Source organism: Actinomadura sp. 9N407 (genome assembly GCF_044326315.1).
GTDB lineage: Bacteria > Actinomycetota > Actinomycetes > Streptosporangiales > Streptosporangiaceae > Spirillospora.
The window spans coordinates 86,883-113,659 of record NZ_JBIRAW010000029.1 but is presented as its reverse complement, the minus strand read 5'-3'; the positions used below and the strand labels follow the sequence as shown (position 1 = coordinate 113,659).

At 68.1% G+C, this 26,777-nt stretch carries 25 protein-coding genes and 1 pseudogene; 15 read left to right on the top strand and 11 right to left on the bottom strand.

Features of this window, described 5'->3' with window-relative positions; all coding sequences use genetic code 11:
- Positions 1-197: 197 nt before the first annotated feature.
- Positions 198-1,616 carry a helix-turn-helix domain-containing protein gene (locus ACH34Q_RS34995; protein WP_395987432.1) on the bottom strand — a complete coding sequence of 473 codons (1,419 nt, stop codon included), beginning with the start codon at positions 1,614-1,616 and terminating at the stop codon, positions 198-200.
- A gap of 399 nt (positions 1,617-2,015) precedes the next feature.
- Positions 2,016-3,245 (bottom strand): helix-turn-helix domain-containing protein, encoded by a 1,230-nt coding sequence (locus ACH34Q_RS34990; RefSeq protein ID WP_395987431.1) that lies wholly within the window; start codon positions 3,243-3,245, stop codon positions 2,016-2,018.
- Positions 3,246-3,868: 623 nt separating this feature from the next.
- On the opposite strand from ACH34Q_RS34990, the gene ACH34Q_RS34985 reads away from it, so the two are divergent.
- The 4 genes and pseudogenes from ACH34Q_RS34985 (at position 3,869) to ACH34Q_RS34970 (ending at position 8,650) form a co-directional block, all read left to right on the top strand.
- Entirely contained in the window at positions 3,869-4,507 is a 639-nt protein-coding gene (locus tag ACH34Q_RS34985; protein WP_395987430.1) for a hypothetical protein, read from the top strand.
- Between the two features lie 692 nt (positions 4,508-5,199).
- A pseudogene (locus ACH34Q_RS34980) lies at positions 5,200-5,253 on the top strand (hypothetical protein); the annotation flags it as partial.
- A 606-nt stretch (positions 5,254-5,859) separates the two neighbouring features.
- Positions 5,860-7,800 carry a DUF6801 domain-containing protein gene (locus tag ACH34Q_RS34975; protein WP_395987429.1) on the top strand — a complete coding sequence of 647 codons (1,941 nt, stop codon included), beginning with the start codon at positions 5,860-5,862 and terminating at the stop codon, positions 7,798-7,800.
- Between the two features lie 133 nt (positions 7,801-7,933).
- On the top strand, positions 7,934-8,650 hold the full coding sequence (locus ACH34Q_RS34970; protein WP_395987428.1) for a hypothetical protein: 717 nt from the start codon (positions 7,934-7,936) through the stop codon (positions 8,648-8,650).
- A gap of 262 nt (positions 8,651-8,912) precedes the next feature.
- Here ACH34Q_RS34970 and ACH34Q_RS34965 read toward each other — a convergent pair whose 3' ends face one another.
- The 4 genes from ACH34Q_RS34965 to ACH34Q_RS34950 form a co-directional block, all read right to left on the bottom strand.
- Positions 8,913-9,581 carry a hypothetical protein gene (locus ACH34Q_RS34965; protein WP_395987427.1) on the bottom strand — a complete coding sequence of 223 codons (669 nt, stop codon included), beginning with the start codon at positions 9,579-9,581 and terminating at the stop codon, positions 8,913-8,915.
- A gap of 570 nt (positions 9,582-10,151) precedes the next feature.
- Entirely contained in the window at positions 10,152-10,520 is a 369-nt protein-coding gene (locus ACH34Q_RS34960) for a hypothetical protein (protein WP_395987426.1), read from the bottom strand.
- Positions 10,521-10,905: 385 nt separating this feature from the next.
- Complete coding sequence (locus ACH34Q_RS34955; RefSeq protein WP_395987425.1) at positions 10,906-11,526, bottom strand: hypothetical protein; 621 nt, start codon at positions 11,524-11,526, stop codon at positions 10,906-10,908.
- A gap of 480 nt (positions 11,527-12,006) precedes the next feature.
- Positions 12,007-13,005 carry an AraC family transcriptional regulator gene (locus ACH34Q_RS34950; protein WP_395987424.1) on the bottom strand — a complete coding sequence of 333 codons (999 nt, stop codon included), beginning with the start codon at positions 13,003-13,005 and terminating at the stop codon, positions 12,007-12,009.
- A gap of 41 nt (positions 13,006-13,046) precedes the next feature.
- Here ACH34Q_RS34950 and ACH34Q_RS34945 point away from each other — a divergent pair, with 41 nt between their 5' ends.
- The 3 genes from ACH34Q_RS34945 to ACH34Q_RS34935 all read left to right on the top strand — a co-directional run bounded on the left by ACH34Q_RS34945 (position 13,047) and on the right by ACH34Q_RS34935 (position 15,309).
- Positions 13,047-13,850 carry an SDR family oxidoreductase gene (locus ACH34Q_RS34945; protein ID WP_395987423.1) on the top strand — a complete coding sequence of 268 codons (804 nt, stop codon included), beginning with the start codon at positions 13,047-13,049 and terminating at the stop codon, positions 13,848-13,850.
- Complete coding sequence (locus ACH34Q_RS34940; protein ID WP_395987422.1) at positions 13,847-14,224, top strand: nuclear transport factor 2 family protein; 378 nt, start codon at positions 13,847-13,849, stop codon at positions 14,222-14,224. The genes ACH34Q_RS34945 and ACH34Q_RS34940 overlap by 4 nt, the downstream gene beginning before the upstream one ends.
- 557 nt (positions 14,225-14,781) lie before the next feature.
- Positions 14,782-15,309 carry a DinB family protein gene (locus ACH34Q_RS34935; protein WP_395987421.1) on the top strand — a complete coding sequence of 176 codons (528 nt, stop codon included), beginning with the start codon at positions 14,782-14,784 and terminating at the stop codon, positions 15,307-15,309.
- Positions 15,310-15,508: 199 nt separating this feature from the next.
- Here ACH34Q_RS34935 and ACH34Q_RS34930 read toward each other — a convergent pair whose 3' ends face one another.
- A complete protein-coding gene (locus tag ACH34Q_RS34930; protein WP_395987420.1) occupies positions 15,509-15,778 on the bottom strand; it encodes a hypothetical protein in 270 nt (89 codons plus the stop codon).
- Positions 15,779-15,890: 112 nt separating this feature from the next.
- Between ACH34Q_RS34930 and ACH34Q_RS34925 the strand changes: the two genes are divergently transcribed.
- A complete protein-coding gene (locus ACH34Q_RS34925) occupies positions 15,891-16,229 on the top strand; it encodes a hypothetical protein (RefSeq protein ID WP_395987419.1) in 339 nt (112 codons plus the stop codon).
- A gap of 197 nt (positions 16,230-16,426) precedes the next feature.
- Entirely contained in the window at positions 16,427-17,236 is an 810-nt protein-coding gene (locus ACH34Q_RS34920; protein ID WP_395987418.1) for a VOC family protein, read from the top strand.
- Positions 17,237-17,326: 90 nt separating this feature from the next.
- Here the strand turns inward: ACH34Q_RS34920 and ACH34Q_RS34915 are convergent, their stop codons facing one another.
- From ACH34Q_RS34915 to ACH34Q_RS34905, 3 genes are all read right to left on the bottom strand, one after another.
- The gene (locus ACH34Q_RS34915) at positions 17,327-17,677 is read right to left on the bottom strand and encodes a MerR family transcriptional regulator (RefSeq protein ID WP_395987417.1); all 351 of its coding nucleotides are present in this window, start codon (positions 17,675-17,677) and stop codon (positions 17,327-17,329) included.
- A 10-nt stretch (positions 17,678-17,687) separates the two neighbouring features.
- A complete protein-coding gene (locus ACH34Q_RS34910; RefSeq protein WP_395987416.1) occupies positions 17,688-18,446 on the bottom strand; it encodes an SDR family NAD(P)-dependent oxidoreductase in 759 nt (252 codons plus the stop codon).
- 106 nt (positions 18,447-18,552) lie between these two features.
- Positions 18,553-19,278, bottom strand: coding sequence for a TetR/AcrR family transcriptional regulator (locus ACH34Q_RS34905; protein WP_395987415.1), 726 nt, complete (start codon positions 19,276-19,278; stop codon positions 18,553-18,555).
- Positions 19,279-19,503: 225 nt separating this feature from the next.
- On the opposite strand from ACH34Q_RS34905, the gene ACH34Q_RS34900 reads away from it, so the two are divergent.
- The 3 genes from ACH34Q_RS34900 to ACH34Q_RS34890 all read left to right on the top strand — a co-directional run bounded on the left by ACH34Q_RS34900 (position 19,504) and on the right by ACH34Q_RS34890 (position 23,308).
- Positions 19,504-20,100 carry an NADPH-dependent FMN reductase gene (locus tag ACH34Q_RS34900; protein WP_395987414.1) on the top strand — a complete coding sequence of 199 codons (597 nt, stop codon included), beginning with the start codon at positions 19,504-19,506 and terminating at the stop codon, positions 20,098-20,100.
- 5 nt (positions 20,101-20,105) lie between these two features.
- A complete protein-coding gene (locus ACH34Q_RS34895; protein ID WP_395987413.1) occupies positions 20,106-21,716 on the top strand; it encodes a DHA2 family efflux MFS transporter permease subunit in 1,611 nt (536 codons plus the stop codon).
- Between the two features lie 323 nt (positions 21,717-22,039).
- Positions 22,040-23,308, top strand: a complete 1,269-nt coding sequence (locus ACH34Q_RS34890) for an MFS transporter (protein WP_395987412.1) — start codon at positions 22,040-22,042, stop codon at positions 23,306-23,308.
- A 133-nt stretch (positions 23,309-23,441) separates the two neighbouring features.
- Here the strand turns inward: ACH34Q_RS34890 and ACH34Q_RS34885 are convergent, their stop codons facing one another.
- The gene (locus ACH34Q_RS34885) at positions 23,442-24,191 is read right to left on the bottom strand and encodes a MerR family transcriptional regulator (RefSeq protein ID WP_395987411.1); all 750 of its coding nucleotides are present in this window, start codon (positions 24,189-24,191) and stop codon (positions 23,442-23,444) included.
- A 54-nt stretch (positions 24,192-24,245) separates the two neighbouring features.
- On the opposite strand from ACH34Q_RS34885, the gene ACH34Q_RS34880 reads away from it, so the two are divergent.
- The 3 genes from ACH34Q_RS34880 (at position 24,246) to ACH34Q_RS34870 (ending at position 25,782) form a co-directional block, all read left to right on the top strand.
- Positions 24,246-24,533, top strand: coding sequence for a hypothetical protein (locus ACH34Q_RS34880; RefSeq protein ID WP_395987410.1), 288 nt, complete (start codon positions 24,246-24,248; stop codon positions 24,531-24,533).
- A gap of 247 nt (positions 24,534-24,780) precedes the next feature.
- The gene (locus ACH34Q_RS34875) at positions 24,781-25,191 is read left to right on the top strand and encodes a hypothetical protein (RefSeq protein ID WP_395987409.1); all 411 of its coding nucleotides are present in this window, start codon (positions 24,781-24,783) and stop codon (positions 25,189-25,191) included.
- A 117-nt stretch (positions 25,192-25,308) separates the two neighbouring features.
- Positions 25,309-25,782, top strand: a complete 474-nt coding sequence (locus ACH34Q_RS34870) for a DinB family protein (protein WP_395987408.1) — start codon at positions 25,309-25,311, stop codon at positions 25,780-25,782.
- Positions 25,783-26,777: the final 995 nt, after the last annotated feature.

Sequence of the window (26,777 nt, the reverse complement as noted above, 5' to 3'; positions counted from 1 at the left end):
ACGCACCTCCATGCTTCCCTGCCGGGCTTCCCGCCGGGTTCCCTGCCGGGCTTCCCGCCGAGCATCCTGCCGGACGTCCTGCCGTGACACCCCTCGATAAAAGGGTGCTGAAATGGCATGGGAACACGAATCGAATGACGGAATCAACCTGGCGAAAGAGACTTATTGTCGGGTGCGTATTTCACTCCCGTCCATTGTCACCCGGCGCGTATTCCCGCGTCCGTGGCGGCCGCGGCGCCGGTGCCCAGGTCCAGCGCGGACAACGATCCCCGGCGCGCCTCCCCGGACTTGCGCGGCTCCCTGGACTCGCGCGCCTCGCGGGGTTCACGGGTAACCTGCGCCTCCCGTACCTCCCGGGCCTCCCCGGACCGGGTGGCGGCATCCGCCGCGTCCTGACCGCCGGCCTCGTCCGGGGCCACCTCGCCGTTGCGCCGCCGCAGCCACATGGCGCGCAGCACCACCTCGATCGCGAACCGCGAGCCCGGATCGGTGAGCCGCTCGCCGAGCGTGCCCTCCAGCTTGCGCATCCGGTAGCGCACGGTCTGCGGGTGGACGTGCAGTTCCTCGGCGATCTCGGCGGCCGTGCCGCGGGTGGTGAGCCAGGTGTGCAGCGTCTCCAGCAGCCGGTGCCGCTGCCCGCCGTTGAGCGCGGCCATTCCGGCCAGGTGGCGGCGGGCGATCTGGTCGACCAGCGCCGGGTCCGAGAGCAGCCACAGCTCGATCAGGTGGTCCTCGCAGCGGGTCACCGGGCCGTCGTCCATGATCCCGGCGTCCACCAGCGCGAGCGCCTGCCGCGCCCAGCGCAGCGAGTCGGCCGTGCCGCTCAGCGGCACGCTGACCCCCGACACCGCGCGGCCCTCGGGCAGCGCCTCGGCCAGCATCCGCTGCCGGTCGGCGGTCATCCGGCCGGGGACCAGCAGGTACGGATCGGCGCCGGTGAGGTCGGCGAGCACGTCCGGGTCCAGGGAGGTCCTGATGATCCGGGAACCGTGCGGTACGGCGACCAGCGTCGCCTCTTCCGGTACGTCCCACTCGGCCAGGTCGGCCAGCTCCTGGACGGCGCGCCGGGAGGCCGTCGGCCGGCGCAGCAGCAGATGCAGCAGGCGCCGCCGGTGCTCCTCCAGCTCCTCCGCAGGAAGCGCGTCCAGATAGCCCTTGAGGGCCAGCGAGGCCAGATCGTCGATGTAGGTGAACAGCGTGTCGGCCAGCTGTGCCATCACGGCCGAGGACAGGTTGCGCTGCGGCCCGACCCGCATGACGCGGCGCCAGGCGACCTGCGCGCCGATCCGGAACGCGGCCTGCAGGTTGTCGAGCGTCCGGCCCTCCTGCGCCTCGAACCGGCCGAGCCTGCGGTAGGTGTCCTCGTGCCGCTCGCGCGGCGCCGACGGGTCGGCGATCTGCTCGACGAAGTGGCCGAGGGCTCGTTCCACTCCGATGTGCAGGGCCTCGACATAGGGACCCTGCATGGGGCTCCCGTACTCGGGGATCGCGCGGCGGATCTCGTCGATGATCTCCTTGGCCAGGCTGGGCAGCTCCGGCCGCATGAGCGTGGCCAGCTGCCGCGGCAGCGGGGCCGCGAGCTGCTCCAGGCCATCCGGTTCGAGCGTTCGGGGCATCGGTGCAAACCTCCGAGGACGCCGAAGTCGGATGGGAGCGTTCCCGCCCGGCGGGGCCGCCGGTGCTGCCGACCTCGGCGTACGGCATGGGCCCGGGGGCGCGCTGAGCGGGGGACCCCTGCGCGTCCCCCGAGCAGGCTTTGTACGCTTTCTCTTGTGAGCCGAAGCTCTTGTGAGCTGAGCACTCGCGAGCTGGAAGCAGTTGTGTGTCGATGTACTTGGCGTGTCGATGTACTTGCCGTGTCGAAGCACTTGTGTGTCGAAGCACAATGAACGTAGATCAGACCAGCACACTTCTACGGTAAAAAAACGGTAAAAGTGCCCTCTGTCATGATCTTGATACGGTCGGTCATTTCGGTTGGCGCCTTATGGGGATTCGCACGTTGCCGCAGTTCGTGACTATTGCAGCGAGGGACTCCGGCGCCGCAGCCGTCCCGCGCGCAACACCGCTTCCAGAGCGAAACGGGAGTCGGCGTCCGTCAACTGGTCACCGAACGCCTCGTTGATCTGGCGCAGCCGGTAGCGGACCGTCTGCGGGTGCACCTGAAGATGCCGGGCGGTCTCGACGGCGTTCCCCTGGGTCTCCAGCCACGCGCCGAGCGTCTCGGTGAGCCGCAGCCGCTGCGTCCCGCTCATCCGGGCCAGCACCGCCAGCCGGCGCCGGGCGACCTGGTCCAGCAGCGCGCCGTCGGCCAGCAGCCACAGCTCCAGCAGGTGGTCCTCGGCCGGGGTCAGCCCCTCGTCGTCCAGGATCCCGGCGTCCACCAGGTCCAGCGTCCGCCGGGCCCAGCGCAGCGAATCGCCCGCCTCGGCCAGCGGCACCGTGACCCCAGCCGCGCCGCGCCGTTCCGGCAACGCCGCCAGCAGCGCCGACCGCCGCGCGGCGTCGACCGGGCCGGGCACCAGCAGATGCGGCTCGTTGCCACCGAGATCGGTGAGCAGGTCGTCGTCCAGGGCCGCCCGCACGCACCGCGACTGCGAGGGCAGCGCCACCGCCGTCACCTCGGGCGGCACGCTCCAGCCCGCCTCACCGGCGGCCCGCGCGATCGCGGTACGGGACGCGCGGGGCCGGTCCAGGATCATCCGCAGCAGCCGCCGGCGCAGCTCGGCCCGCTCGTCGGCCGAGTGCGAGCGCGCCTCCATGAATCCCTGCACCGACAGCGAGACCAGCTCGTCGATGTAGGCGAACAGCGCGTCGGCCAGCTGCGACATCACGGTCGACGACAGGCCCCGGCGGTCGCCCACCTCGGCGACCCGGCGCCACGCGATCTGCACCCCGGTCCGGTAGGCGGCCTGGAGGACGTCCAGGCTGCGGCCCTCGTACGCCTCGGCACGCCCCAGCGCCCGGCACAACTCGTCGCGCCGGTCGCGCGAGTCGGTGGAGCCCGAGATCTGGTCGACGAACGTGTGCAGCGCCTGCTCGACGCACATCCGCAGCCGCGGCCGGACCGCCGACCCGTCCAGTCCGGACCCGCCGGGCTGCTGCTCGTACTCCGGAATCGTCCGGCGGACCTCCGCCATGATGTCCTCGGTGAGGGAGTCCAATTCCGGCCGGAGAACGGCGGCTATCTGCGGCGGTAGCCGTCCGGGAGGACGATCCCGCCCGGGCGATTCGAGACTGCGCGCCATCGTCGATGCTCCTTCCCGCCACCGCGGGGCCGCGCGTTGTCACGGGCGGCGGCGGGGAGCCTCCCGGCTGCGGTATGGCCATTACGGTCAGCGATATCGCGCCTAATTCCCGCCGGGAACGATCTGCTTGCACGCGCCCGGCGGTGATCTACGACACGTCAAACGTAACCTACTCGCGCGTATCGTGCACCGATCCGTGGAAGGTTCCGCGACCGGGCATTGAACGACCGTACCGAGTGGTCACTGACCAGGAAGGATACCGTTCCTCGCGGGTCCCGAGAGCCACTGGTCCACTCACTCGCGGATAGAAGCCGAGCCGTTTTGATCACGAGGTGACAAGAAAAGGCGACCGTCCAAGATTTTCGCAAATCGGCCCTTGTCGGGCGGCAGATCCCCGCTTAGTTTACTCATCGGTAGGAGATGCCGGAACGGGCGGGGCAGGTTACCAGAAACCAATGCCGCCGGTACCCCGAGACGGCGAAGTCTCCCGATCACTCCTGCCCTGCCGCAGTTCACGCGAAGGAGCCGCCTGGATAGAGAGCATGCCCACCCCGCCCCCGGATTCCCACCCCTTCGACTCCGTACCCCCACCCGGGAACTCCCATCTCGAAAGGGCACGTCCAATGCGCAAGACCATCCGTAAGGGCCTCGTCGCCTCGGCCGTCGTCGCCGCCGGCATCGGCCTGACCGCCGCTCCGGCCTCTGCCGCCGAAGCCGGCTGGACCGTCGGCGGCGCCGCCGCCGACGGTTACGCCTACGGCATCTCGACCGACACCCAGCTCAAGGTGGAGCGCAGCGGTGCGGTCCTCACCTGCGCGACCTCCGAGGCCGACGCCACCATCAACAACACCACCGGCCACCCCGGTCCCGCGATCGGCACGATCGACCAGACGTACTGGGACACCTGCAGCGGGCCGTTCGGCCTGGTGTTCGACGTCACCCACAGCGGCAAGTGGAACATCAACGCGATCGCCCCCACCGCTGACCCGGCCGTCAACACTGGCAGCGTCACCAACATCGCCGCTTCCATCTCCGGCCCGGGCTGCACCGCGTCCTTCTCCGGTGGAGTGCCCGGCTACTACAAGAACGACCCCACGGGAACCCTCTCGCTCGACCCGACCGCCCCCAACCCGGGCAACGTCCAGCTGACGGCCTCCAACGTCACCGGCTGCTTCGGCACCATCCAGAACGGTGACGTGGCCAAGTTCACCGGCAACTTCGCCATCGACCCCGACACGATCGACCTCACCTACGTCCCGTAACACTGCGACGTCCGGTAACACCGGCGAACGCCGGTTGAACCAGGTGTGAGTCTGTACGGCTGCCGCACGGCCCGATCCCGTCCGCCGCGCGGCAGCCGTACCGCGTTGTCCCCTCAGAGCTGGCCCCTCAGAGCTGTCCCTCCAGAAAAGCGTTGCCTTCAAAAGCGTTGCCTTTCAAGAAAGCGTTGCCTTTCAAGAAAGCGTGGGCTCTCAAGAAGGGATCCCCTCAGGAAGCGTCGTCCCCTCAAGAAAGGGATGTCCGATGCGCTGGATCGCGTGCAAGTCCCTGATCGTGAGCGTCGCCCTGGCCCTCGGCCTGGGCGTCACCGCAGCCCCGGCCGCCGCCGCCGCAGCCGGGACCTGGACCGTCACCGGCGCCGCCGCCGATGGCTACGCCTATGGACACTCCACCGATTTCGAGATCGTGATTCCACGCAGCGGCGTCGTCTTCAGATGTGCCGATGCCGAATTCGACAGCACGATCAACAACACCACCGGTCATCCCGGTCCCGGTATCGGGACGATCGACCAGACGTCCTGGAGCACCTGCACCGGGCCGTTCGGCCTGGTGTTCGAGGTCGTCCACGGCGGCACCTGGTCGATCAATCCCGTCGCTCCGACGGCTGATCCCAACGTCTTCGTGGTCAGCGTGACCGGTATCAACCTGTCACTCATCGGGGCGGGCTGCTCCCTTAGCATCACCGGCGGTGCCGTGGGGTACTACAACAACTCCACCGGAGTTCTGACGTTCGACCCGACCGCCCCCAACCCGGGCAACGTCCAGCTGACGGCCTCCAACGTCACCGGCTGCTTCGGCCTGGTCCAGAACGGGGACACGGTCCTGTTCAGAGGGAGGGTCGCGATCGACCCGCCCATCCAACTCGCCTACACCCCATGACCCTGAGTCCGTGGTCTGCATGACCAGTCCGACCAGCCGCGCCGATGCGGTGACGTTCGGTGACATCCGGTAGCTCGAACCGGCCGGCGGGCCTGCCTGGGCGGGGAATTGCGGTGCTGAAGGCGGCCGGCCCATGCTTATCGTTTGATAGAAGTCCGGGCGCAATTATCATCCGTTAATAACGGTGGCGAGCACGGTAGGCCTGCGGGATTCGATGCCTTGTGTGAGAGATAGCCGGTGGCTATGCTACTGGTCCGTAGTGTTGACTTCTGCAGTGTTGACTTTGGCTGCCATAAGCGAGCTATTCCGGAACCGGCCGGTGCCGGCATCGGCCGATTAGACCGCGATGGGCGATCGTAATGGCGCGGCCTCTGGTGCGCATCTCCTTCTTGTTTGGGATGGATAGGCGGATATGAAGAACGGCGCGCGTTGGGCCCCCATCAGATCGGCCCGGATGGCCGGGATCGCCGCGGTGGTCGTGCTGGCCGGCCTGGTCCCCGGCGCCGCGGCGGCGGTGGGCAGCCAGAAGGCCGATGTCACCCTCAGATACGCCTGTCAGTTCCCCTCGGGATCCGAGCAGGTTCCCGTGCGCATCCAGGCGACCTTCCCGGCGGCGGTCGAACCACGATCCCAGATCCGTGTCCAGGGGGTTTCGGTGGCGGCGACCGTGCCGCGCAAGGCGGTCGGGAGCCTGGAAGGCTCGGGCTCGGTCGAGGGTGTGGCCAATCTCGACGTCCTGATGACCGCGAGTCAGCGCCCGGCCAGTGCGGCCTGGCAGGGCCTCACGATCCCCGGCACGAAACTGGCGGGCGACGGCGCTGTCGAGCTGACGGCCGCCGGTGCCGTACCGCCGTCGACGATCGGGGCGGAGGGGGACGCCGTGTTCTCGGCAGGATCCCTCTCGCTGCGGCTCTCACCGGCAGGGGCCGGCGGCGGCTCGGCCGCGGCGGCGGCGATGTCGGTCTCGTGCACGCCGAATCTCGGGCAGGACACGACGATGGTGACCGTCCCGCTTTCGGGAGCCGACCGCACCGAGGAGCCCGCGCCGCCGCCGAACTCGGGAAGCGGCACGAGTCCGCGCACTCGGGCGGCCGATGATGAGTTCTGCGAGAACCCGATGCCGGAGGACAAGTACAACGAGAAATTCGTTCACCTCTTTCCGCCGATTCCGGATGAGCATGTCCGGGTATCACAACCGAATCCCGGTTGCGCGCGATTCGGTGGAAAGGCGAACGTGAACAAACTCAAGGCCGCCAGCCCCATGGCGGGCGACTCGAGCGTCATCGCGGCAAAGGATCAGTATGTCTATATAGACGACGAAGGGCGGCCGACCAACCAGTTCCGGCATGTGGCGATGACCTACGCCGATACCTTGGACGCCACCTTCCTCACGTTCGGCTTCATGCCGACGACCTCCAAGATGGAGATCACCCAGATCGGAAACATGAATCTGGCCGCGGTCGGTCCGCAGAACGCCAGCGAAGACAGGGAGACCAAGACTTGGGCGTGGGCGGAGGTCTGGATCCGCCTGTATGACGTTCGGGTCAACGGAACGCCGATGGACGTGGGTCCGAAATGCCGGACCGCCCAACCCGTGATGCTCGCGCTGACGGGGAGCGATCACATCGCGCCCCCGTATGCCATCGACAAGGGCGGTCGGCTGAGCGGAATGGTCAACGTTCCGGCTTTCTCGGGCTGCGGTGTGGGTGAGGACCTCGATCGGCTCTTCACGGCGTCGGTCTCCGGAGAAGGCAACTACGTCCAGTTGACGCAGGGGCCGGTGTGCTTCCCCAGTCAGGGAGATATCAACGCCAACCCATGCCCTTCGATTCACGGCTACGGCTACACGATCAAGCCTGGCGGCGAGTGGTCGGGCACTTCCGGGCCTGTGGTCATCCCGGTAGGGCGGAATGTCGGCATCGAGTGCGCGTCCTCGACATTGAAGGGGCGATTCAAGAGCGGGAACCTGCTGCTGCCGAAGAACCTCGGGCAGGTGACGAGTGCCGTCTTCCGTGATTGCCGTGGAGACGCCAACTTCGGTGGTGCTCCCTTCACTGTCAGCGTCAGTGGACTGCCGGCAACGATTTTCGATGACGTGGCGGGGCTGGACCGGGACACCGGGCTCTTCTCGGGCGTTTTCGCTGACTGGTCATTCCGTATGTCGTCACCATCGTGCAGCTTCGATATCAGCCGGACTTCGGCCGGCGGCGCCAATCCCAAGTTTACTCACTCGCGTGCCAAGAGTGAGATTTCGATCACCGAATTGGGATCCGGACTGGCCGCGAGGAACGCTACTCCCGGTTGTCCGAGAATGACCGGTGCTCCCCGGCTGACCGAGCCCTTCGTGTATCCGGGAATCCAGCAGTACATCGGCTACGGTGAAACCTTCGAGTGACATGGTAGAAGCTCAATGCGGCAGCCGGTGAATTCATCGGCTCCGGTGGGGGCCGACTCGACCGCATCATCGATCTCTTCTGGGTCATCGCCCGCACCGACAGGCCGTTCATCGGCATCGGGGAGTGCTGCTCATGAGGCTTGATGACGTACCCCACGACGGGTTCGCCGATGATGCCTATATCGCCCGGCAGAGCTGGCGGGGCAATATGCCGATCCTGGTCGACCTCGGTGCCGTGGAGCTGTTCCTGCTCTACCAGACCATTCGCGCTCCCGGGCTTGGCCTGATCTTCGCGCTGGGCGTGTTCGGCTCGGTGACGGCGGTTCTCGCCGTTCTCTTCGCAAGGTCGATACATCGCGGGGAGGTGTCGTTCGCCGTGGACTCCCGCGGCGTCTATTTCGGCCCGACCGGCGAGGGGGCTCGACCAGAACTGATCCCCTGGTCGTGGATCACCTGCATTGTGACCTTCGACCTGATCGTCCGAAGGAACGGCGGCCAGAAGGGCCGCCGCCCTTGCATAGGGGCCGAGCTCAATTCCGGGGGCATCGACGCACGGGGTGGCAACCTGCCGAGGCCGCCGGACGCGCCGCCGCTGACCCCGGAGCAGCAAGAGTTCAGCGAAGCCGCCCTCGCCCCTTGGCTGCACCACGTGCAGGCCGAGCCGTCGCTGGTATCGCGGCGAATCGAGGGCTGGCGACTGGACATGGAAAGCCTGGCCCAGGTGGTCATGCGCGTCGCGCCCGACAAGCCGATCGGACATCGGCCCACTCGTCACGAACCGGGCATCGTCGGCCTTGCGGCCACGGCCTGGCAGGTTCGGCAGAACCTGCGCCGCCGCCGCGGGCTCTAGGCCGGTTCGTCGTTCGATCAGCGGCTGCTGGTCACCATGGAGTGGCCTGCTCTTGCCGGATCGGCCGCGGGCGGTGCCACCGTTGCATGACGCGTGGTGACGCGACCGATGCCGTTCACGGCGCCGTGCGGCCCCCTCGCAAAGTGAGGCTGGAGTACTGAGCCGAGGGCCCACGCTCATATACCGAGGCCGGTGCACAAGCAGAGGCCCGCCGCCCGGGCGGGCGGCGGGCCTCGGTGCGGAAGCTTCCGCGAGGTGGGCGTCAGCCGATCGCGGCGAGCTGGCGGGCCAGCGTCGGGGGAACGGTCGGCGTGCCCAGCTTCAGCGAGATGGTGTTGTCCGGGCCGGGAACGGTGATGTTGAGGAGGGGAGTCGCCAGGAGGCAGTTCTCGAACTTGGGGATCGTGTAGGTGCCCGACAGGGTGCCGCCCTGAAGGACGTTCCAGTCGTCCTCGGAGGCCAGGTTGATCGTCGCCGGGGTCTCGGTCTTGCAGTTGCTCCCGACCGGCATCGGAATGCCGGCGACCTTGAGGTTCGAGAGCTTGAGCGTGACCTTCGACGTGCTGGTGACCGCGCCGGTGTTGATGTCGATCTTGCCGGTGGTGGGGCCCTCCTCGATGAGCGTGGTCGTCACGCTGACCGGGATGAGGCCCCACTGCTTGAACTCGCCGTGCGCCGGAGGCATCTCCAGATTCGCGGTCAGGTCACCGGTGCCGAGGTCGAGGCTCGACTTCAGGGTGCCGGGGCCGAGCGCCATGGCCGAGCCCGTCGCCTTGATCGTGGTGGTGCCGTTGGCCGGGTAGTTCACGTTGACGACGGGCTCGGCGTGGGCGGCCGAAGGGATCGCGGCGACGGCCGCGGCGGTCAGGCCGGTGGCCGCCAGGGTGGCGATCCGGCGGGACAACGTAGAGGTGGACTTCGAACGCACCACGGGTGACCTCCTGGTACCGGGGGAACGGGTTTCGGATAAAACCGGGGGCGCGGCTCGAACCCAGATGACACCGCGCCGGGCATGCCGACGAGAGCTTGTGGCGGAATCGGCGAACCGCGGCTCCGGGCAGGCGATAGGCCACTCGGAATACTGCGGTTCCACGTACCGGATGAAGTGCTGCCGGATGAAGTGCTGATTGGTTTTGTTCGGAACAGTTGGTGATTGCAGGCTACTTCTCGCCCTAATGTGGCACAAGAGTGCGCAACTGAATTCCTCGGCCGGTTCGGGTCGAGTCGCGCGTTTCTATCATTTCAAAATAAGCGAGAATGCTCTTTTGTCTGGGAATGATAGAGCCGCTTACCGGCACTGGGAACGCTCGGCGTTCCCCAGATGACAGGCAGTATGGGGTCGGTGTTGCCGGGCCGCCCCGCAGCGGCCGATCCGCTCCAAGGCCGACGGACGCCGGCGGAGACGGCCGCGTGTTCGAGTTCGGGCACCGGCGATGACCACTGAAGAAATGGTTCCGGCATGGTGGCGGGTTATTCCGGCGGCACGGTCGACGCCCACGGATCACGGATGGGCCGTACGGCGCCGTTCCAGAAGTGCGGAAGGGGCGATGAGGGTTTCCGTGGTGAGCAGTTGCGCCGCGTACGCCCCGAGAGGGCGCGGTTCGTTGAACGGTTCCTGGCCAGGGCCTCGCCGCCCGGTGCCCTGCCCATTGGGCAAGCGACACGCCGCGCCCGCGTTCGCCGTACACCGGTCCGGCCCTGGATCGGACTCGTCGGGTCCGGCGGGCTCCGGGCGACCCTCGTAGAACCGGCGGAGCACCATGAGGAGGACCGCCGCGCCGAAGGCGGTCAGGACCATCCCGTCATGCAGCAGCAACTGCACGAACGTGGTCGCGTCCATCTGCGGGCCGAGGATCATGACCCTCGGCATGGCCGCGCGGCCCCTCGAAGTCCGTGGCGGCCCCGAAGATCTGCGTACCGAACGCGCAGCCGACGAGGAAGGCTCCCGCTCCACGCACATCGCCGATGCCTGCCGTCCGGCTCGCCGTGAACCTCGGCTCGGCGGAGAGGGCGACCACGCCCAGGGTCCCGGTCGTGCACAGCAGCATCGCCCCGATCACCCAAGGCCGGCTGGGAAGCGCCGCCGGACTCCGCTCGGCGGTCATGATCCCGCGAGCCGGGACGGCGGGGCCGGCCCAGCGATCCGGAGATCGTGCCGTCGCTGAGGGCGATCGCCGCTCGCTACCGGCTCACCCCCGCCACCGGCCTCACCCCCGCCACCGGCCTCACCCTCGCCACCGGCCTCACCCCCGAGGTCATTCCGCCGTGATCACCTGTGGTGGATCGACGATGGAGGGCGCCATGGAAATCGTCCAGGGATGCCCGCTGGCGAATAGCCCGAAACATCCAGATACATTCCAGATATGAAGATTTCCCCCGCCGAGAGAGAGCTCGCCGAGAGCGTTGCTGTAGGAAGCGGACATGGTGCCGGGCGTCGTAGCGTCAGGGCCTGCGACGTCGGCGCTGCATCCGGGAGTAGTGAAATGGAATCGTATGCCGCTGATCGTCCCGTTGACGCTGTCAGTGGAGGCATCGTAGGAGTTGGCATTCAGACTCCATGGGCTCGAGAAGGTTGCGCCGAACGTAATCCCTAGCCAGCCGGTGCAGTGATTGACGGTTTGATCGACCAGTGTCGCGATGGATTCACCAGGATGACCACCATCGGACTTGGCTGTACCCGAGGCGCTGATCGACTGGCAGGTCAACGACGTGCCAGTGACTTCGTCTCGCATATTGAACAGACCAGCGAACCAGTCGAATCCTCCTCCAGGCGCTACCTCCCAAGTGGTGGCGGCGTGGGCAGGGGTGGTCCATAATGCTGCGCCGATGGCAATTGCGCTGCCAGTTGCCATGCACTTTTGGGCGATCTTGTGCATTGATATCACGGGCCCTTTCGTGAGTTCTGGACGAGGGTAAGACGCTGCATATTCAGCGAATGTGGTCTGCGTGTCTGAGTTGGAGGTATCGGGCTCCAATAGGACCGGCGGGGAGGTTCGAATGAGCGTAGGGCAGGGCGATGTTTGGTGGTTCTAGCAGGCCGGAGGTGCGGCTACTCGGGAAGAATGACTTCAGAGCTGATGGGCCTGATGATATTCCGAAGCCCCTGTGCGGACAAGGGCAGGTTTCGGTCCCGAAGAAATTGTGCGATGCGAGCAACGGTTTGTCATTGGATGCCAAATTTGCTTTCGATGATATGACCGTGCCATCCGACCACTACCGCAGGCGCGACCGCTTGGGCAGCCGGGCTAACGCGCGAACGCGCCAGTCAAGGCTTGGCACTTCCTGGCCGCGACCGCCCGACGGCCTTGCCGCGCCGGCCACATGCTGGAAGGCTCCGTGCCACGGAGGACCGTCTATCAGGACTCTGCGCGGGGGCGGCGGTATTCGCCGGGAGGAACGCCGAAGTGGCGACGGAAGGCCAGGTGGAAGCCGACCGCCGAACGGTAGCCGACGCGTTCGGGAACGGCGCTCAGCGGCGTCGCGGTCTCAACCAGGATGCGGGCAGCCTCGCGCATCCGGCGGCCGTTCAGGTGGCGGGCCGGTGCCTCGCCGACGAGCCGGCTGAACGTGGTCGCGAACGCCGATCGCGACATGCCCGCCTCCCAGGCCAGCGACTCCAGCGTCCACGGCTCGGCGAACCGGGACTGGATCGCCAGCAGCGCACGGCCGATCGCCGGATGCCGCAGCGCCTGCAACGCGGGGGACAGATCGCTGAGCCGGCTCAGCGCCACCCGCAGCGCCAGCACGAAGACCAGCTCGAACGCGCGCGACGCGACCAGCCCGGCGCCCGCCGCGCCGTGCCCTGCCGCGCCGTGCCCTGCTCCGTCCCCCGCTGCTCCGTACCGGGTCGGCGCCGCCAGTTCCGCCAGCGTCCCGGCCAGCAGCGGCTCGCTCGCCAGCATCTCCCCGTCGAGAACCAGGATCTCCGGCAGCGCCCGGTAGAGGGGCGACATCCCCGCCTCGTCGTAGTGGAGACCACCGCATAGCAACTCGGTGAGCGGGCCCGGCCCGTCCACGCGGATCTCGGTCGCGCTCCCGATGGGACGTCCCGGGAGCAGGAGGTCGAGCGGCGACGTGGCGCGGCCGGGGCGGTCCGCGATCTCGTGCGCGGCGCCGTACGGGAAGACCGCCAGCTCGCCTGCGCGCAGGATCACCGGCTCGGACGTTCCGGGCATCGTGATCGCGCACTCGCCGGAACGGACGTAGTGCAGGAGCGCGTTCCATTCCTGGTCGCCCCGGAACCCCCAGGGGGCGCGGGCCTCCCACCAGCTGGCGAAGACGCCCTCCAGCCGCAGTGGCGCCAGCAGCTCATCGAGCAGATCCGCTGGACGATCCTTAAGTAGATCGGGACTCATGCTTATGGAACGTACTGGATCCGCCCGGCAGGCTGAACAGCATGAGCGAGCTGAGCAGTATGAGCGACACATACCTGGTGATCGGCGCGAACGGTGCCCAAGGTGGCGCGGTGGCGAAACGGCTTGTGCGGGACGGGCACCACGTGCGCGGCTTCGGCCGTGCCAACGGTGGCGGCCTGGGCGACCCCGAGGCGGTACGCGCCGCGTTCGAGGGAGTGACCCGAGCCTCCGTGACGCTGCCGATGGAATTCGATCCGGCGCTGGTCGCCCGCTACGTCGACAACATCATCGCCGCTGCACACGGGTGCGAGCGGCTGGTGTTCAACGCGAGCAACCGCATCCCGGCAGCCCGTACCTCCGTCGCGGCGTTCGAGACAAAGCGCGACGCGGTCGACGCCCTGTTCGCCTCCGGCATTCCCACGGTCGTGCTGCGTCCGCCCGTCTACCTGGAGAACCTGTTCCCATCCGACGGCGTCCTCGCCTATCCGATCCCGGCCGGACATCGCGTGGCCTGGCTTGCCCATGACGACCTCGGTGCCCTGACCGCCGCCGCGTTCGACCGCGACGACCTGCTCGGAACCTCGGTCGATGTCGGCGGCAAGGACATCGTGACCGGCGCGGAACTGGCCGCGGCCTTCAACGTCCGCTACCTACCATTGGATCCGGACGCCTTCGAGGAGCACATGACACCGATTCTCGGATCGGCGGCCGCCTCAGGAGTCGCGGCCACGTACCGCTGGTTGTCCGTCCCGGAAAACGCCCACTTCTATGACGGTGATCCCGACAAGGTCGAGGCACTCTTCGGCGTCGAACTCACGCCCCTGCACACCTGGATCACCCGATGAACGCCATCGAAGAGATCATCGAGCATCACCGCTTCATCGAGTCCTGGCTGCGCGGCACCGCCACCGACGTCTCGGGCTTTCTCGAAATGCACACCCCGGACTTCACCTGGTACGACCCGGACGGATCCCTCGCGATGCTTCCCGACCTGGCCGGCGCCATGGAGAAGGCCCACGGCACTGTGCCTGACCTGGAACTCCGGATCCGCGAGCCCCGCGAACTCCTGAACGGCGACGGCATGGTCGTCGCCACGTACGAGGAACATCAGACCGGCAACACCCGGCGCGCCGTGGCCGTCTTCGTACCGGACCCGAAAGCGCGCAACGGCCTGCGCTGGCGCCATCTCCACGAGACCTGGATCCAGGCCGACTCGTAGCCGGCTCGCGGCCGGACCGGCGCGGCGAGCAGGCCATCGGCGCCGGTCCGGCCAGCCATGAGTTGGTACGGGCAGGGCTAGTTGGTACGGGCAGGGCTGGTTGGTAGGGCAGGGCCAGTGGTACGGGCGGGCCCAGTTGGTGCGGGCAGGCCCTTGGGCTAATCGCGCTGCCGTACGTAGTAATTGCCCAGCACGCCGTCGTACCGTCCCGTGGGCCGGCAGCATCGGCCGAAAGCGCCGCCCGGAACCGCAGGGGCACGGGTCTTTGCCGCCGAGCTTCTCGACCAGCTCCTTATCGCCGCGCACGACCCGGTCGCCGCGCTTGACCCTGGTCTCGCTAGAGGGAACCCCCTGCGGCGCTTGCTGGTCCGTTCAAAAGTGCACCTCGTCGTCGCGGTACATGATGGCCTCCTCCGTACGGGAACCCGACGAGATTAAGCGCACCGGCCCGACAACGGCGACTCTTTTTCCACCCGGCCCTGTTCCACTCGGCTCTCTTTCCGCCCCGCCCGTCAACCTTCCCGAGCTGCTCGCGGCAGGTCATGCATGATGGAGTGATGGTCTGGACCGCACCTGAGACCGAGCGCACGATCGCGCCCCTCGATGTGCTCACGGGAGATGAGCGCGTCCTGGCCGACGCGTGGCTGGATCTTCAACGACGGACGCTGCTGTGGAAATGCGGTGGCCTCACCGCCGAACAACTCAAGCTGCGCGCGGCCGAACCGTCCGGCCTGTCCCTGCTCGGCCTCGTCCGCCACATGGCGGAGGTGGAACGCGATTGGTTCCGTACGAGGTTCGCCGGGCAGCAGCTGGATTACCTGTATTGCACCGAGGACGACCTCAACGCCGAGTTCGACGTGGACACCGCCGATGCCGAATCCGACTTCGCCACGTACACCCGCGAGATCGAACTCGTCGGGCAGGCGCTGTCCGGGCACGCGCTGGACGAGGTCTACGTCGACCCGCGACGCAAGGTGGAGATGAACCTGCGCTGGGTCTACTCGTCGATGCTCCAGGAATACGCCCGCCACAACGGCCATGCCGACCTCCTGCGCGAACGAATCGACGGCCGAACCGGACACTGACCAGGCGGAGTCTCGCCGGGAGGCCGATCCGTCGTGTCGCCTCAGTCCATGGTCCTCGTCCCATGGGCCGATACCGGCGCCGCGCGGACGTCCGTAGGGTCGAGCCATGATCTTCACTTCTGCCGAACCGGATGTGGCCGTCGTCATGGGACCAGGCGGTCCCGTCGGTACCGCTTGGCTGCTGGGCCTGGCCGCCGGGTTACGCCATGCGGGCGCGGACCTGGCCCGAGCGAGCGTCCTTGTCGGCACCTCGGCGGGCGCAATTGCGGGCGCCGCCCTGGCCACCGGCCGGGACCTGGACGTACTCGCCGACGTCCCGCCCGCGCCACCGGGCGAGCGGACCGGTGACCTGAGCGTCATGCCGCGCGTCTTCGAGATCCTCAACGAGCCGGGCACCGACCCGCGCGAGGCGCTGCGCCGGGTCGGCGCGCTCGCCCGTGACGCCGAGGCATTGCCAGAGGAACGGCACCTGGCCACGATGGAGCACCTGGTCGGCAGCCAAGCCTGGCCGGACGTGCCGCTGCTGATCACCGCCGTGGACATCGACGGCGGCGAGCCGGTGGTCTGGACACGGGACAGCGGTGTCCCGCTGCACGCCCGCCGTCGCCTCCAGCAGCGCCGCACCCGGCTACGCCGCGCCGATCACCATCGGCGGGCGAGACTACATGGACGGCGCGTTCGGCGGAGACTCGAACGTCAACTTGGCTGGTGGTGCGGGCACGGTGATCCTCATCGAGCCGATCGGGCACGTGTTCCCGGGCGCACCGGCCGAGGTGGAGTTGCGGATCGGGCCGGACGACGCCGCGCTGGAGGCGATCGGGCCCGACGTGGGTGACCAGAGCCGGTGGGCCGGGGCCTACAAGGCCGGGCTGCGCCAGTCCGCCGATTTCGTCGACCGGATCGCGCCGCTCCTGCCCTGACAGCGTTCCTGCCCTGACGGCGTTCCCGCCCTGCCAAGCCGTTCCTACCTGACGACACTCCCGTCCTCACGAGCCGTTCCTGCCCAAACGACGGGAGGCCTGAGCGCTCGAGTTTCGTTGCGGCGCGATGAGTTTGCGTGCCGGGCGTGGTCTCACCCTCTGACCATCCTTGTTCGGTGCTCCATCGGAAGGTAGCCATGCACCAGATCCCCGCCATCGGCAGCATCCTGCTCGCGTCCACGAACCCTGAGTCGCTTCGGGCCTGGTACGAGCGCGCGTTCGACGTCAAGGCGGACGCCGACGGATTCCTCCGGCTGGGCGAGGTCGGCCTGCTGATCGACGGCCGCGACGATGTGGCCGTGACGGCCGCCGAGCCCGCCCGGGTGATCATCAACCTGCATGTCACGGACGCGCAGGAGACGGCTCGCCGCCTCGGGTCCCTCGGGGTGAACTGGGTCGCGGATCTGGAGTACCGGGAGGACGCGGGCGCGTGGTTCGGAACGGTGCTCGACCCGGACGGCAACTACCTGCAGATCATCGAGCTGACCGCCGCGTACTGGGTCGCCCGCCGCGAACGCGCCGGCCTGCGTGCCGCCGGATCGCTGCTCGACGCCGCCGTTTCAACCCGCCTGCCGGCCCAGGATCTCGACCGTGCCAGGCGCTTCTACGCCGAGAAGCTGGGCCTGGAACCCGCCGAGACCCGGCCGGGAGGGCTGCGCTACCAGTGCCGGAGCGGGAGCTTCTCCGTCTTCGAGTCCACCGGCGAGCCGTCCGGGGGCCACACCCAGATGGCCTGGAAGGTCGACGACGTGGAGGCGGTGGTGGCCGAGCTGCGCGGCCGGGGCGTCGAGTTCGAGGACATCGACGTCCCCGGCCTGCGCACCGTCAACGGGATCGTGGAGGTCGCCGGCAACTACCCGTCCTCGGGAGGTACCGGCGAACGGGGGGCCTGGTTCCGCGACAGCGAAGGGAACGTGCACGGCATCGGACAGACGGTAAGCAACTGATCAGCCGGCTCGTACTCCCCGGCCCCGTATCCACCGGCCCCGTTCTCACCGGCCCCGTATCCACCGGCCTCCCGCCCACCGGCCCTGTCGCTAACCTTCCGCATGTGCGAGGGCCTCGGTGAGGCTCTCGCGGACGGTGTTCAGCGCGGCGATCTTCTCCTGTACGTCGGAGAGCCGCCGAGCGATGATCTCCGCGCTGGCCGGACAGACGGGTTTCCCGGGGGCGTCCAGTCCGAGACAGGGGACGAAGGCCCGGGCGTCCGCGGCGGTCAGGCCGAGCGACAGGAGCAGCCGGATGTTGCCGACGACGGTGACCACCGACTCGTCGTACTCCCGGTAGCCGTTCGGTGCCCGGCGCGGGTGGAGCAGGCCTTCCTGCTCGTAGTACCGCAGGGCCTTGATGGTGGTACCGGACCTGCTCGCCAGCTCCCCGATCAGCATCGTTCCCCCGTCATCCGGCCGCGCTCAGCCCGCCGTCCACGCGAACGACCGTACCGTTGAGGTACCCGGCCTCGGGGCGGGCCACGTTCACGATCCACCAGGCGATCTCCTCGGGGCGGGCGAGGCGCCCGAGCGGGATCCGGTCCCGGAAACCCTGGCCCATCTCGGCGAGTTGCTCGTCGGTAAAGCCGGCGTGGGTCATCACGGGCGTCTCGGTCACTCCCGGGGCCACCGACACGACGCGGATACCGCGCTGTGCGAGTTCGACCGCCCAGGTACGGGTGAGGAAATCCAAGGCCACCTTCGTGGATCCGTAGACGGAGTTGCCCGGCCAGCCCTGGTGAGGCGAGTTGGACGTGATGTTGACGATGACGCCGCCGGCCTCCAGATGCGGCAGAGCGTGCTGGGCGAGGAACACGGGGCCGAGCAGGTTCGTGGCGAGTTCTTGCTCGGCGACCTTCCGGTCGATCGCCTCGAGCGGCGCGGGACGGGTGATCGCGGCATTGTTGACCAGGACGTCGATGCGGCCGAGTATGTCCAGCGCGGCGGCCACGATGGCGGCCGGGGCGTCCGGCAGGGTGACGTCGGCCACGAAGGTACGGATGCCCGGATGTCCGTCGGCGGTCTCGGCCAGGCGTTCGGCGGTCCGGCCGACGACGAGCACCTGGGCACCCTCCGCGGCGAACCTCTGGGCCGTCGTACGGCCGATCCCGGTCCCGCCCCCGGTGATCAGTACTGTCCTGTCGAGAAGCGTCTCCGTCAATTCCATGATCGCGACGCTAAACCCTCCCCCAAGGGGCAAGGTCAACCCTCCACCGCTCACCTCGTTGACTCGCGGCTCGTTGACACGTCGCTCGTTGACTCGTGGCGCGGTGCTAGATCTTCAGGTCGGCGGCGATTCCGTCGAGGACGTAGCCGAGGCCGGTCTCAAACTGCCATTCCAGCGCGTCCTTGCGGATCGCCGTCTCGAGGTAGCGCTGGAACGTGGGATAGCGGCCGGTCCGCATGTGCCAGGTCATCTGGGGGCCGAGGTCGGCGCGTACCTGGTGCCCCTCGGTCCAGCCGTGCTCCTGCATGAGGCTCTTGAGGGAGAGTTCGTAGTTCATGGCGCCGTGGACGTAGGCGTCCACGGCGCGGAAGACGCCCATCATCGTGTCGGCGTCCAGGCCCAGGTCGCCCAAGGCCTGGAGTGACCGTTCGGCGATCGCCATCCGGCTGGGCGTGAGCGAGAGCATGGCCTGCGGCGAGAGCCGGGCCAGCCACAGATGCTTCAGCATCAGCTCGCGGGTGCCCAGCGCCAGCGTCCGCATGGTCTCGCGCCATCCGGCGTTCTCGGGAAGGCGCAGGTCGGCGTAGATGAGGTTGACCATCAACTCCAGGACCTCGTCCTTGCCGGCGACGTAGCGGTACGCGGCCATGGGGGCGACGCCCAGTTCGGTGGCCAGGCGGCGCATGGTGATCGCGTCCAGGCCCTCGGCGTCCGCGATTCCGACCGCCACCGACGCGATGCGCTCGGCCGTCAGCGTCTGGCGCGGGGTGGGGGCGGGACGTTCGAGCCGTTCCCACAGGTGCTCGCGAGGTGCGTCCTTCTCATCGGCCATCGGGAACGGCCTCCCTCCACGTCATCGAACCTGCACGTCATCGAACCCGCACGTCATGAAACTGCACGTCATAGAACACGGGCCAGAATCTCCAGGCCATGCCCCTAAAAGTCATGAAGCTCCAGGTCACAACGCGATACAACGTATCAGAAGTAGACAGCGTACGCGGGCTTGTGTACGTTGTATCTCGCACAGATACGCCGTACACAAACACGGGAGACCTCAATGCATCACGACGACCGGCTGAAGATCGCGATCATCCTTGGCAGCACCAGGGACGGCCGCTTCGGTACGACCGTGGCCGACTGGATCGAGACCCACCTGCGGCAGCGCGACGACATGTCCACCGACCTCGTGGACCTGGTCGAGACCCCACTGCCGACCGTGTTCCCCGTCCTCGGACAGCCGCCGGCGACGCAGGAGGCCGCCGACCTGCTGGCGGCCGTGTCCCCGCGGCTGGACGCGGCCGACGCGTTCGTCATCGTCACACCGGAGTACAACCACAGCTTCCCGGCCGCGTTGAAGAACGCCATCGACTGGCACGGTACGGAATGGCGCGCCAAGCCGGTCGGCTTCGTCTCGTACGGCGGCTTCTCCGCCGGCTTGCGCGCGGTCGAGCAGCTCCGCCTGGTGCTGGCAGAACTGCACGCCGTCACCATCCGCGACAGCGTCGGCTTCCAGGGGGTCTGGTCCCAGTTCGGTCCGGACGGCACCGCCCTGGACCCGGCCGCCGACACGGCCGCCAAGGTGATGCTCGACCAGCTGGCCTGGTGGGCGCACGCCCTCCGCGAAGCCAGAACCGCCCGCCCCTACGCGGCCTGACGCGCATGAACGAGACCGCCCACTCTCGTGACTCCCACTCCCGTGACTCCCGCACCCGTCACTCCCGCACCCGTGCCCCTGGTGTCCGCTCGCTCTACCTGGGCGTGTTCGGGCTGCTGCTCGGCATGTTCCTGGCCATGCTGGACGGCCTGATCGTCGGCACCGCGCTGCCCACGATCGTGGGCGAGCTCGGCGGCCTCGAGCACATGTCCTGGGTGGTGACCGCGTACCTGCTCGCCGCCGCGGCCACCACCCCGATCTGGGGCAAGCTCGGCGACCTGTACGGGCGCAAGGCCACGTTCATCGCCTCGATCATGATCTTCCTGACCGGCTCGACTCTGGCGGGCCTGTCGCAGGACATGGGACAGCTCATCGCGTTCCGCGCCGTCCAGGGCCTCGGCGCGGGCGGGCTGATGGTCGGCGCTTTGGCGATCATCGGCGTGCTCGTACCGCCCCGGGAGAGCGGCCGGCTGCAGTCCATGATCGGTGCCATGATGCCGGTCGCCTACATCGGCGGACCGCTGCTGGGCGGCGTGCTCACCGACCATCTGAGCTGGCGCTGGACGTTCTACGTCAACGTGCCCGTCGGCGCCGTCGCGCTGCTGATCATCGCCACCCGCATCCGGCTGCCGCCGTTCGAACGCGTCAAGGCACCCATCGACTACCGCGGCGCCGCCCTGCTCACGACCGCGATCCTGGCCCTGACCCTCGTTGCGAGCTGGGGCGGCACCACGTACCCCTGGCTCTCGCCCCCGATCCTCGTCCTGGCCGCGGCCGGTTCCCTCGCCCTGGTCGTCTTCGTCCGGGTCGAACGCCGCGCCGCCGAACCGATCATCCCGCCGGGTCTGTTCCGCGACCGCAACTTCACCGCCGCCCAGGTCCTCAGCTTCCTGGTCGGTGCGGTGATGCTCAGCGTCACCGCGTACCTGCCGCAGTACATGCAGTTCGTCCAGCAGGCGTCCCCGGCGGCCAGCGGCATGCTGCTGCTGCCCCTGATGTTCGGCATGCTCGGCGCCCAACTCGTCACCGGCCACCTCGTCAGCCGCAACGGCCGCTACCGCGCCTATCCGATCCTCGGCGGCGCGCTCATGGCCGTGGGCGCCCTGGCCATGCTGCTCCTGGACGTGGACACCGGTACGGCCGCCGCCTCCGCGCTCACGTTCGTCGCCGGAACCGGCATGGGCCTCCTCATGCAGAGCACCCTGCTGATCACGATGAACAGCGCCGACCCCCGCGACATGGGCGCCGCCAGCGGAACGGTCACCCTTCTCCGTACCATCGGCGGCTCCCTGGGCATCGCCCTCCTGGGCGCGGTCTACGCCGCCCGTATGCGAACCGACCTGACCGACCAGCTCGGTCCCACGGAGGCCTCTCGGCTCGTCGACCTGACACCCGCACTCCTGAACGATCTGTCCGCCCCGGCCCGCGAAGCCGTCCGTACGGCCGTCGCCGGCGGCCTGCACGGTGTTCTCATCGGCGCCGCCGTCCTGTCGGTCGTCGCATTCGCCGCCGCCTGGCTGATCCGCGAAGTCCCGCTCCGTACCGACGCCCCGGCCTTTCCCGATCCCGCGCCGGAGAAGGACATGAACCGGCAGAACGACCGGAGCTCCCTGTAATCGCTCCCCATAGCCGCTCCCTGTAATTCGGTGACCGCGATTTCCCCGTCCACCGCAGTTGCGCGATAGACCCTCGATCCCTCCTGCCCTTCACCGACGTCTCAGCCTGAATTCGTACACGCTTGAATACGTACCGGCTTTGTATACGTACCGGCTTGAAAACGTAGTGGGCCGTCCCGGACGCACGAGGACCCTGGGTGGAACGGGTCACATGTGGAATACGCGCCGCCGGGCTGGAGGTTGGAGGTCGGGTGGCCTCGCGGTGCGAGGCCGTCCCAGCGAGGTCGCGCCACGGCGTACCGGAACGGTTTGGAGGCGGTGGCTTGACGACGCGTGCCCCGATGGGCGGCAATCTTGCCCGTCCCCTGCTCGCGCTGGCGCTCGGTGGCTTCGGCATCGGTACGACGGAGTTCGTCATGATGGGCCTGCTGCCCGAGATCGCCGGTGATCTCCGGGTGGACATCCCGGCAGCAGGCCGCCTCATCGCCGCCTACGCGATCGGGGTCGTGGTCGGTGCCCCGCTGCTGACCGCCGCGACCATGCGAATACCTCGCCGCCGCGTCCTCGTCGGGCTCATGACGCTGTTCACGATCGGCAATCTGCTGTCGGCCCTGGCGCCCACGTACGAGACGCTGCTGGCCGCGCGACTGCTCAGCGGCCTGCCGCACGGCGCGTTCTTCGGCGCCGGCGCGGTGGTGGCGGCGAGCCTGGTCGACGTGGCGCGGCGTGGCCGGGCCGTCTCGGTGATGTTCCTGGGCCTGACCGTGGCGAACGTGGTGGGCGTACCGTCCGGGACCCTGGTCGGGCAGATGTTCGGCTGGCGCTGGACGTTCGTACTGGTCGCGGCCATCGGAGCCGTCGCCGTGGCGGCGGTGATGCTGCTGATCCCGGCCCGTGCCGGGACCACGTCGGCGCCCGCTTCGCTGCGTGGCGAACTGGCCGCGCTGCGCCGCCCGCAGGTGATGCTCTCGATGGGCGTGATCGTGCTGGGGTTCGGTGGCCTGTTCGCCTGCTACAGCTATGTCGCGCCGATGATGACCGAGGTGGGCGGGTTCTCCGCTGGAGCGATCACCCCGCTCCTCATCGTGGTGGGGCTGGGGATGACCGCCGGCTCGGTGCTGGGCGGCCGGTTCGCCGACCGGGACGCCACCCGGACGGTAATCGCCTGCCTGGCCGGTCTGGTGGTCGCGCTGGGCGTGCTGACCTTCGCGGTCTCGGTGCCGTGGGCGGCGGTGCCGCTGCTGTTCGCCGTTGGAATGTTCAGCCTGGCGATGGGACCGGCCGTACAGACCCGCCTCCTGGAGCAGGCCGGAGACGCCCCCGCGTTGGTGTCGGCGGGCCTGCAGTCCGGCGCCAACCTCGCCAACTCGCTCGGCGCGTGGCTCGGCGGGCTGGTCATCGCCGGCGGTCTCGGCCTGAGGGCACCCAACGTCGTCGGTGCCGCGCTCGCCGGAGCGGGCCTGGCCCTACTGCTGGCCGGCGCCGTCTCCGAGAGGCGAAAGGGGCGCGCCGAACGTCCCGTGCAGATGACCGGCGACCATGCCTTGCCACAGGACATCCGTCCCGCGGTCCCCGCTTCCGTTCGCGGTTAGCCCGCATCAGGCAACGCTTGCCCTGTCGAAGACGGCTGCAAGCTGCGTGCATTCCGCACGCAGCTGTTCGCATGTGACTGTCCGCACGCAGGCTTGCGTACGCAGCCGGGACCGTGCGTTCCTCCACGTCGTGTCACTCGTCCAGCTGTGTGCGGATGAGCAGGTGTGCGCGGATGAGCGTGTCGAGCCGCTGCCAGGCCGGGGACGAGGCGTTGACCGTGCCCTGGATGAGGGCCGGGATCTCGGAGGACGCATCCAGCCCGGGCGGTTGGTCGTGGCCGTAGCGTTTCTGAGTCGCCTCGATGATCCGGCGGGCGAGGTCGTCGATGCGGGGATCGTCGGCGTCGAGGTCGTACGCGCGGTCGTAGTCGAGGAAGAGCCGCCGTAGCGCCGGGTCGGCCAGGATCTCGGCTTGGTCGTGGAACAGCGTGATCGCGCGATCCGGGTGGGTGGCGAACACGAGGATCCACAGATCGCGCTGCAGGTTCACCCAACGAGACGTGAATCCCCAGCGCGCCAGGTCCTCCAGATAGGCGGCGACCTCGGCGGGCAATGGCGCCAGTTGCCCGGCGGCGAGCTCGCGCAGCCGTCCCTGGGTCGCCCGCATGCCACGGATGCGGGCGGTGAGCTCGTCGTCGATCTCGCGCAGCGCCTGCTGGAACTCATCGTCGGTCGCTGATCTCAGGTCCCGGATACGGGCCAGCGGAACGCCCGCTTCGGCGAGCGTCCGGATCTTGATCAGGTCGATGGCGGCGTTCGCGCCGTACCGGCGGTACCCGGACGCATCGCGGTCGGGCTCGGGCAGCAGCCCCTTGTCGTGGTACACGCGGATGGTCTTGATCGACACCCCGACGTACCGCGCCAGCTGCCCGATGGTGATCACTCGGCCATCGTTCCACTTGACCTTTCCCCAGGGGCAGGCCTGCACCATGGCGTCATGGCGAACACGAACATCGATCGCGAGACCCTGCGCGAGTTGGCCGATGAGGGCAACGAGGCCGCTCTGGACCGGCTGGCCGACCTCGCCGACGAAGCCGGCGACCTCACGGAACTGAGTGAGTTGCTGGACGAGGGATCCACGCACGCCGGGTTCCTGCTCACGCGACGCGCGGCCGCAACCGGTGACCTGCGCGAGCTACAACGAATCTCCGACGCCGGGTACGACGAGGCAGGGAAGGAACTGGATCGGCTGCTGCAGGCACCGGCGGACGGGCATCGGGACTGAGCATGGCCGAACCCGTGGCGCACATGTGAAATAGACGATTCACTAGCGCCCGTTGCTGCTGCCACAATGCCGGTCGTACTCCCGACCTCCTGCTCCCCACATCCTGCTCCTACCTCCTGTTCCTGCTGAGTACGGAACGGGGCGGCGCCAGGCGGGACGAGCACGAGGCAGGCGGAAGGCGGTCACTGTGTCGATCGACCGGACCGGACGCTTGAGGTCTCTGAAGAGTCCGAAGAGCGCGAAGAGTGTGAAGAGCCGGCGGGCGCTGGCCATCCTGGCCGTGATCGTCGTGATGCCCTTCTACCTCGTGTTCGTGGGCCAGAGCAGCGTTTCGGTGTGGTGGTACGCCACGGGGACGTCCACCAAGGCCGTGATCGAGGAGTGCTGGAACGAGAAGACCGGCAAGAGCAAGGGGCCGACGGTGTGCCGTGGTTCCTGGACGTTGCCGGACGGTACGCGCCGTTCCGGCAAGATCGTGGGCCCGGGCAAGCGCGACGTCGGCGCGACGATGACCGTACGAGCCTCCAAGGAACACGCCGCCGAACCCGGCCTGCGGCTGTTCGGCTACCCCCTGCTCCTTCTCGTCCCGCTGTTCGTGCTCTTCGTCGCTTCTCGCGCAGAGCGGCAGCGCGTCGCCACCCGGGCGAAGTCGAAATGACCCCGCCAGGGCCGGATCCGGCGTAAGGCCTCACGATCGCGCATCCGAGCCTGCCAGGATGACGCAGTGGATGATCAAGAGTGGACCGTAACCTCGCGAAGGTTCGAACCCTCGCGCATGGCCGGTGAACGCGCCTCACTTACCGAGTTCCTGGAGTACCAGCGCCAGACCTTGGCCATGAAGTGCGCGTGGCTGACCACCGAGCAGCTCCGCGAGAAGGCCATTCCTCCTTCTGCCCTGTCCCTGCTCGGGCTGGTCCGGCATCTGGCCGATGTGGAACGGAGCTGGTTCCAGAATGGGATGAACGGTGAACGTGTCCGCAGTTTCTGGGGACGGGGACCCGACGGGGAGCCTAACGAATTCGATGTCGATGAGGCCGACCCGAACCACGCGTTCACCGTCTGGGAAACGGCATGCCGGCGTTCCCGTGACATCGTGGACGCCGCCGAGTCCCTGGAGACCGTCGGACACTACGGCGACGAGTCGTTCACGCTTCGCTACGTCCTCACCCACATGATCGAGGAGTACGCGCGCCACAACGGTCACGCGGACCTCCTCCGCGAGCGCATCGACGGAGCCACCGGAGAGTAGGACGGCGGTTCCGATACCGCAGGCTGGGCCCTGCTTGTGGGCGCAACCAGGACGGCGTGACTACGACGCTTGGTGACCCTGGCGATCTCTGTGAACGCCTGCATGGACCTTTTGCTCGGCGCGGGTGCGCAGCGCGATCCAACTGCAGTAGGGCCTCCAGCGGTCGGCGATCTCGACCAGCCGCTGCATGTCGCCGGCCCCGACCTCGTCCAACCTGTACTGATCAGCAAGCCCGTACTGTTCGGCAAGAGACGGGAAGTCCCAAGACGGGAAGTCCCAAGACGGGAAGTCCCAAGACCGGAAGACCGTGGCCCTGCGATAGGCCGGTATGGACCGTTGTGGCACCCAGGTACTTGCCGCCTTCAACGCCGGACTTCTGAACGCTCATCGCTTTGGAATTCGGCGTCGAAATTTCCGGATCCGACTTGAGGCGGCCGATGATCCGTCGTCGGGCGGCTGGTGTTGTGGGCCTCGTGTTTTGAGGGGAGTGGTGGGGGTGGCGCTGCGTACGGGGGCGCCCCTCCAGCGTCAAGGGCGCTTCGCGTCGCTTCGCGATCGGCCTCCGGCCGACCCTTGACCCTGGAGCCTCTGCGCCCCCTGGAGGCAGTCCCATCGGGCAGGCTCCGCCTGCCCCGCCCGACGCGCCACCCCCACCTCTTCAGTCCCCTTCTCCTCCCAAAGAGGCCAAGGCAGAGCCGTTCATGGAGTTGGGGCCACGATGGCCACCACCCGAGTGAGACCGAGATCGCAGCCGTGAATCGAATCCTTACGCTCGCGGCGTTTTGCGCATCTTGTTTGTGAAACTGCACACACTCTTGAGATCGTGCCGAAAATGGATCGGAGCAGGCCACTCATTCTCAGCGGCGGAACTCTGCTGCCGTACCCCCAGCGCAGCCTTGCCTCAACACAGCCGCCGCCAAAACGGTCCTTCTTCTCAATACGACCCACCCTTCAATCGGTGGAAGTGGGGCGGGGTCGAGAATGGCGCTCTTCAT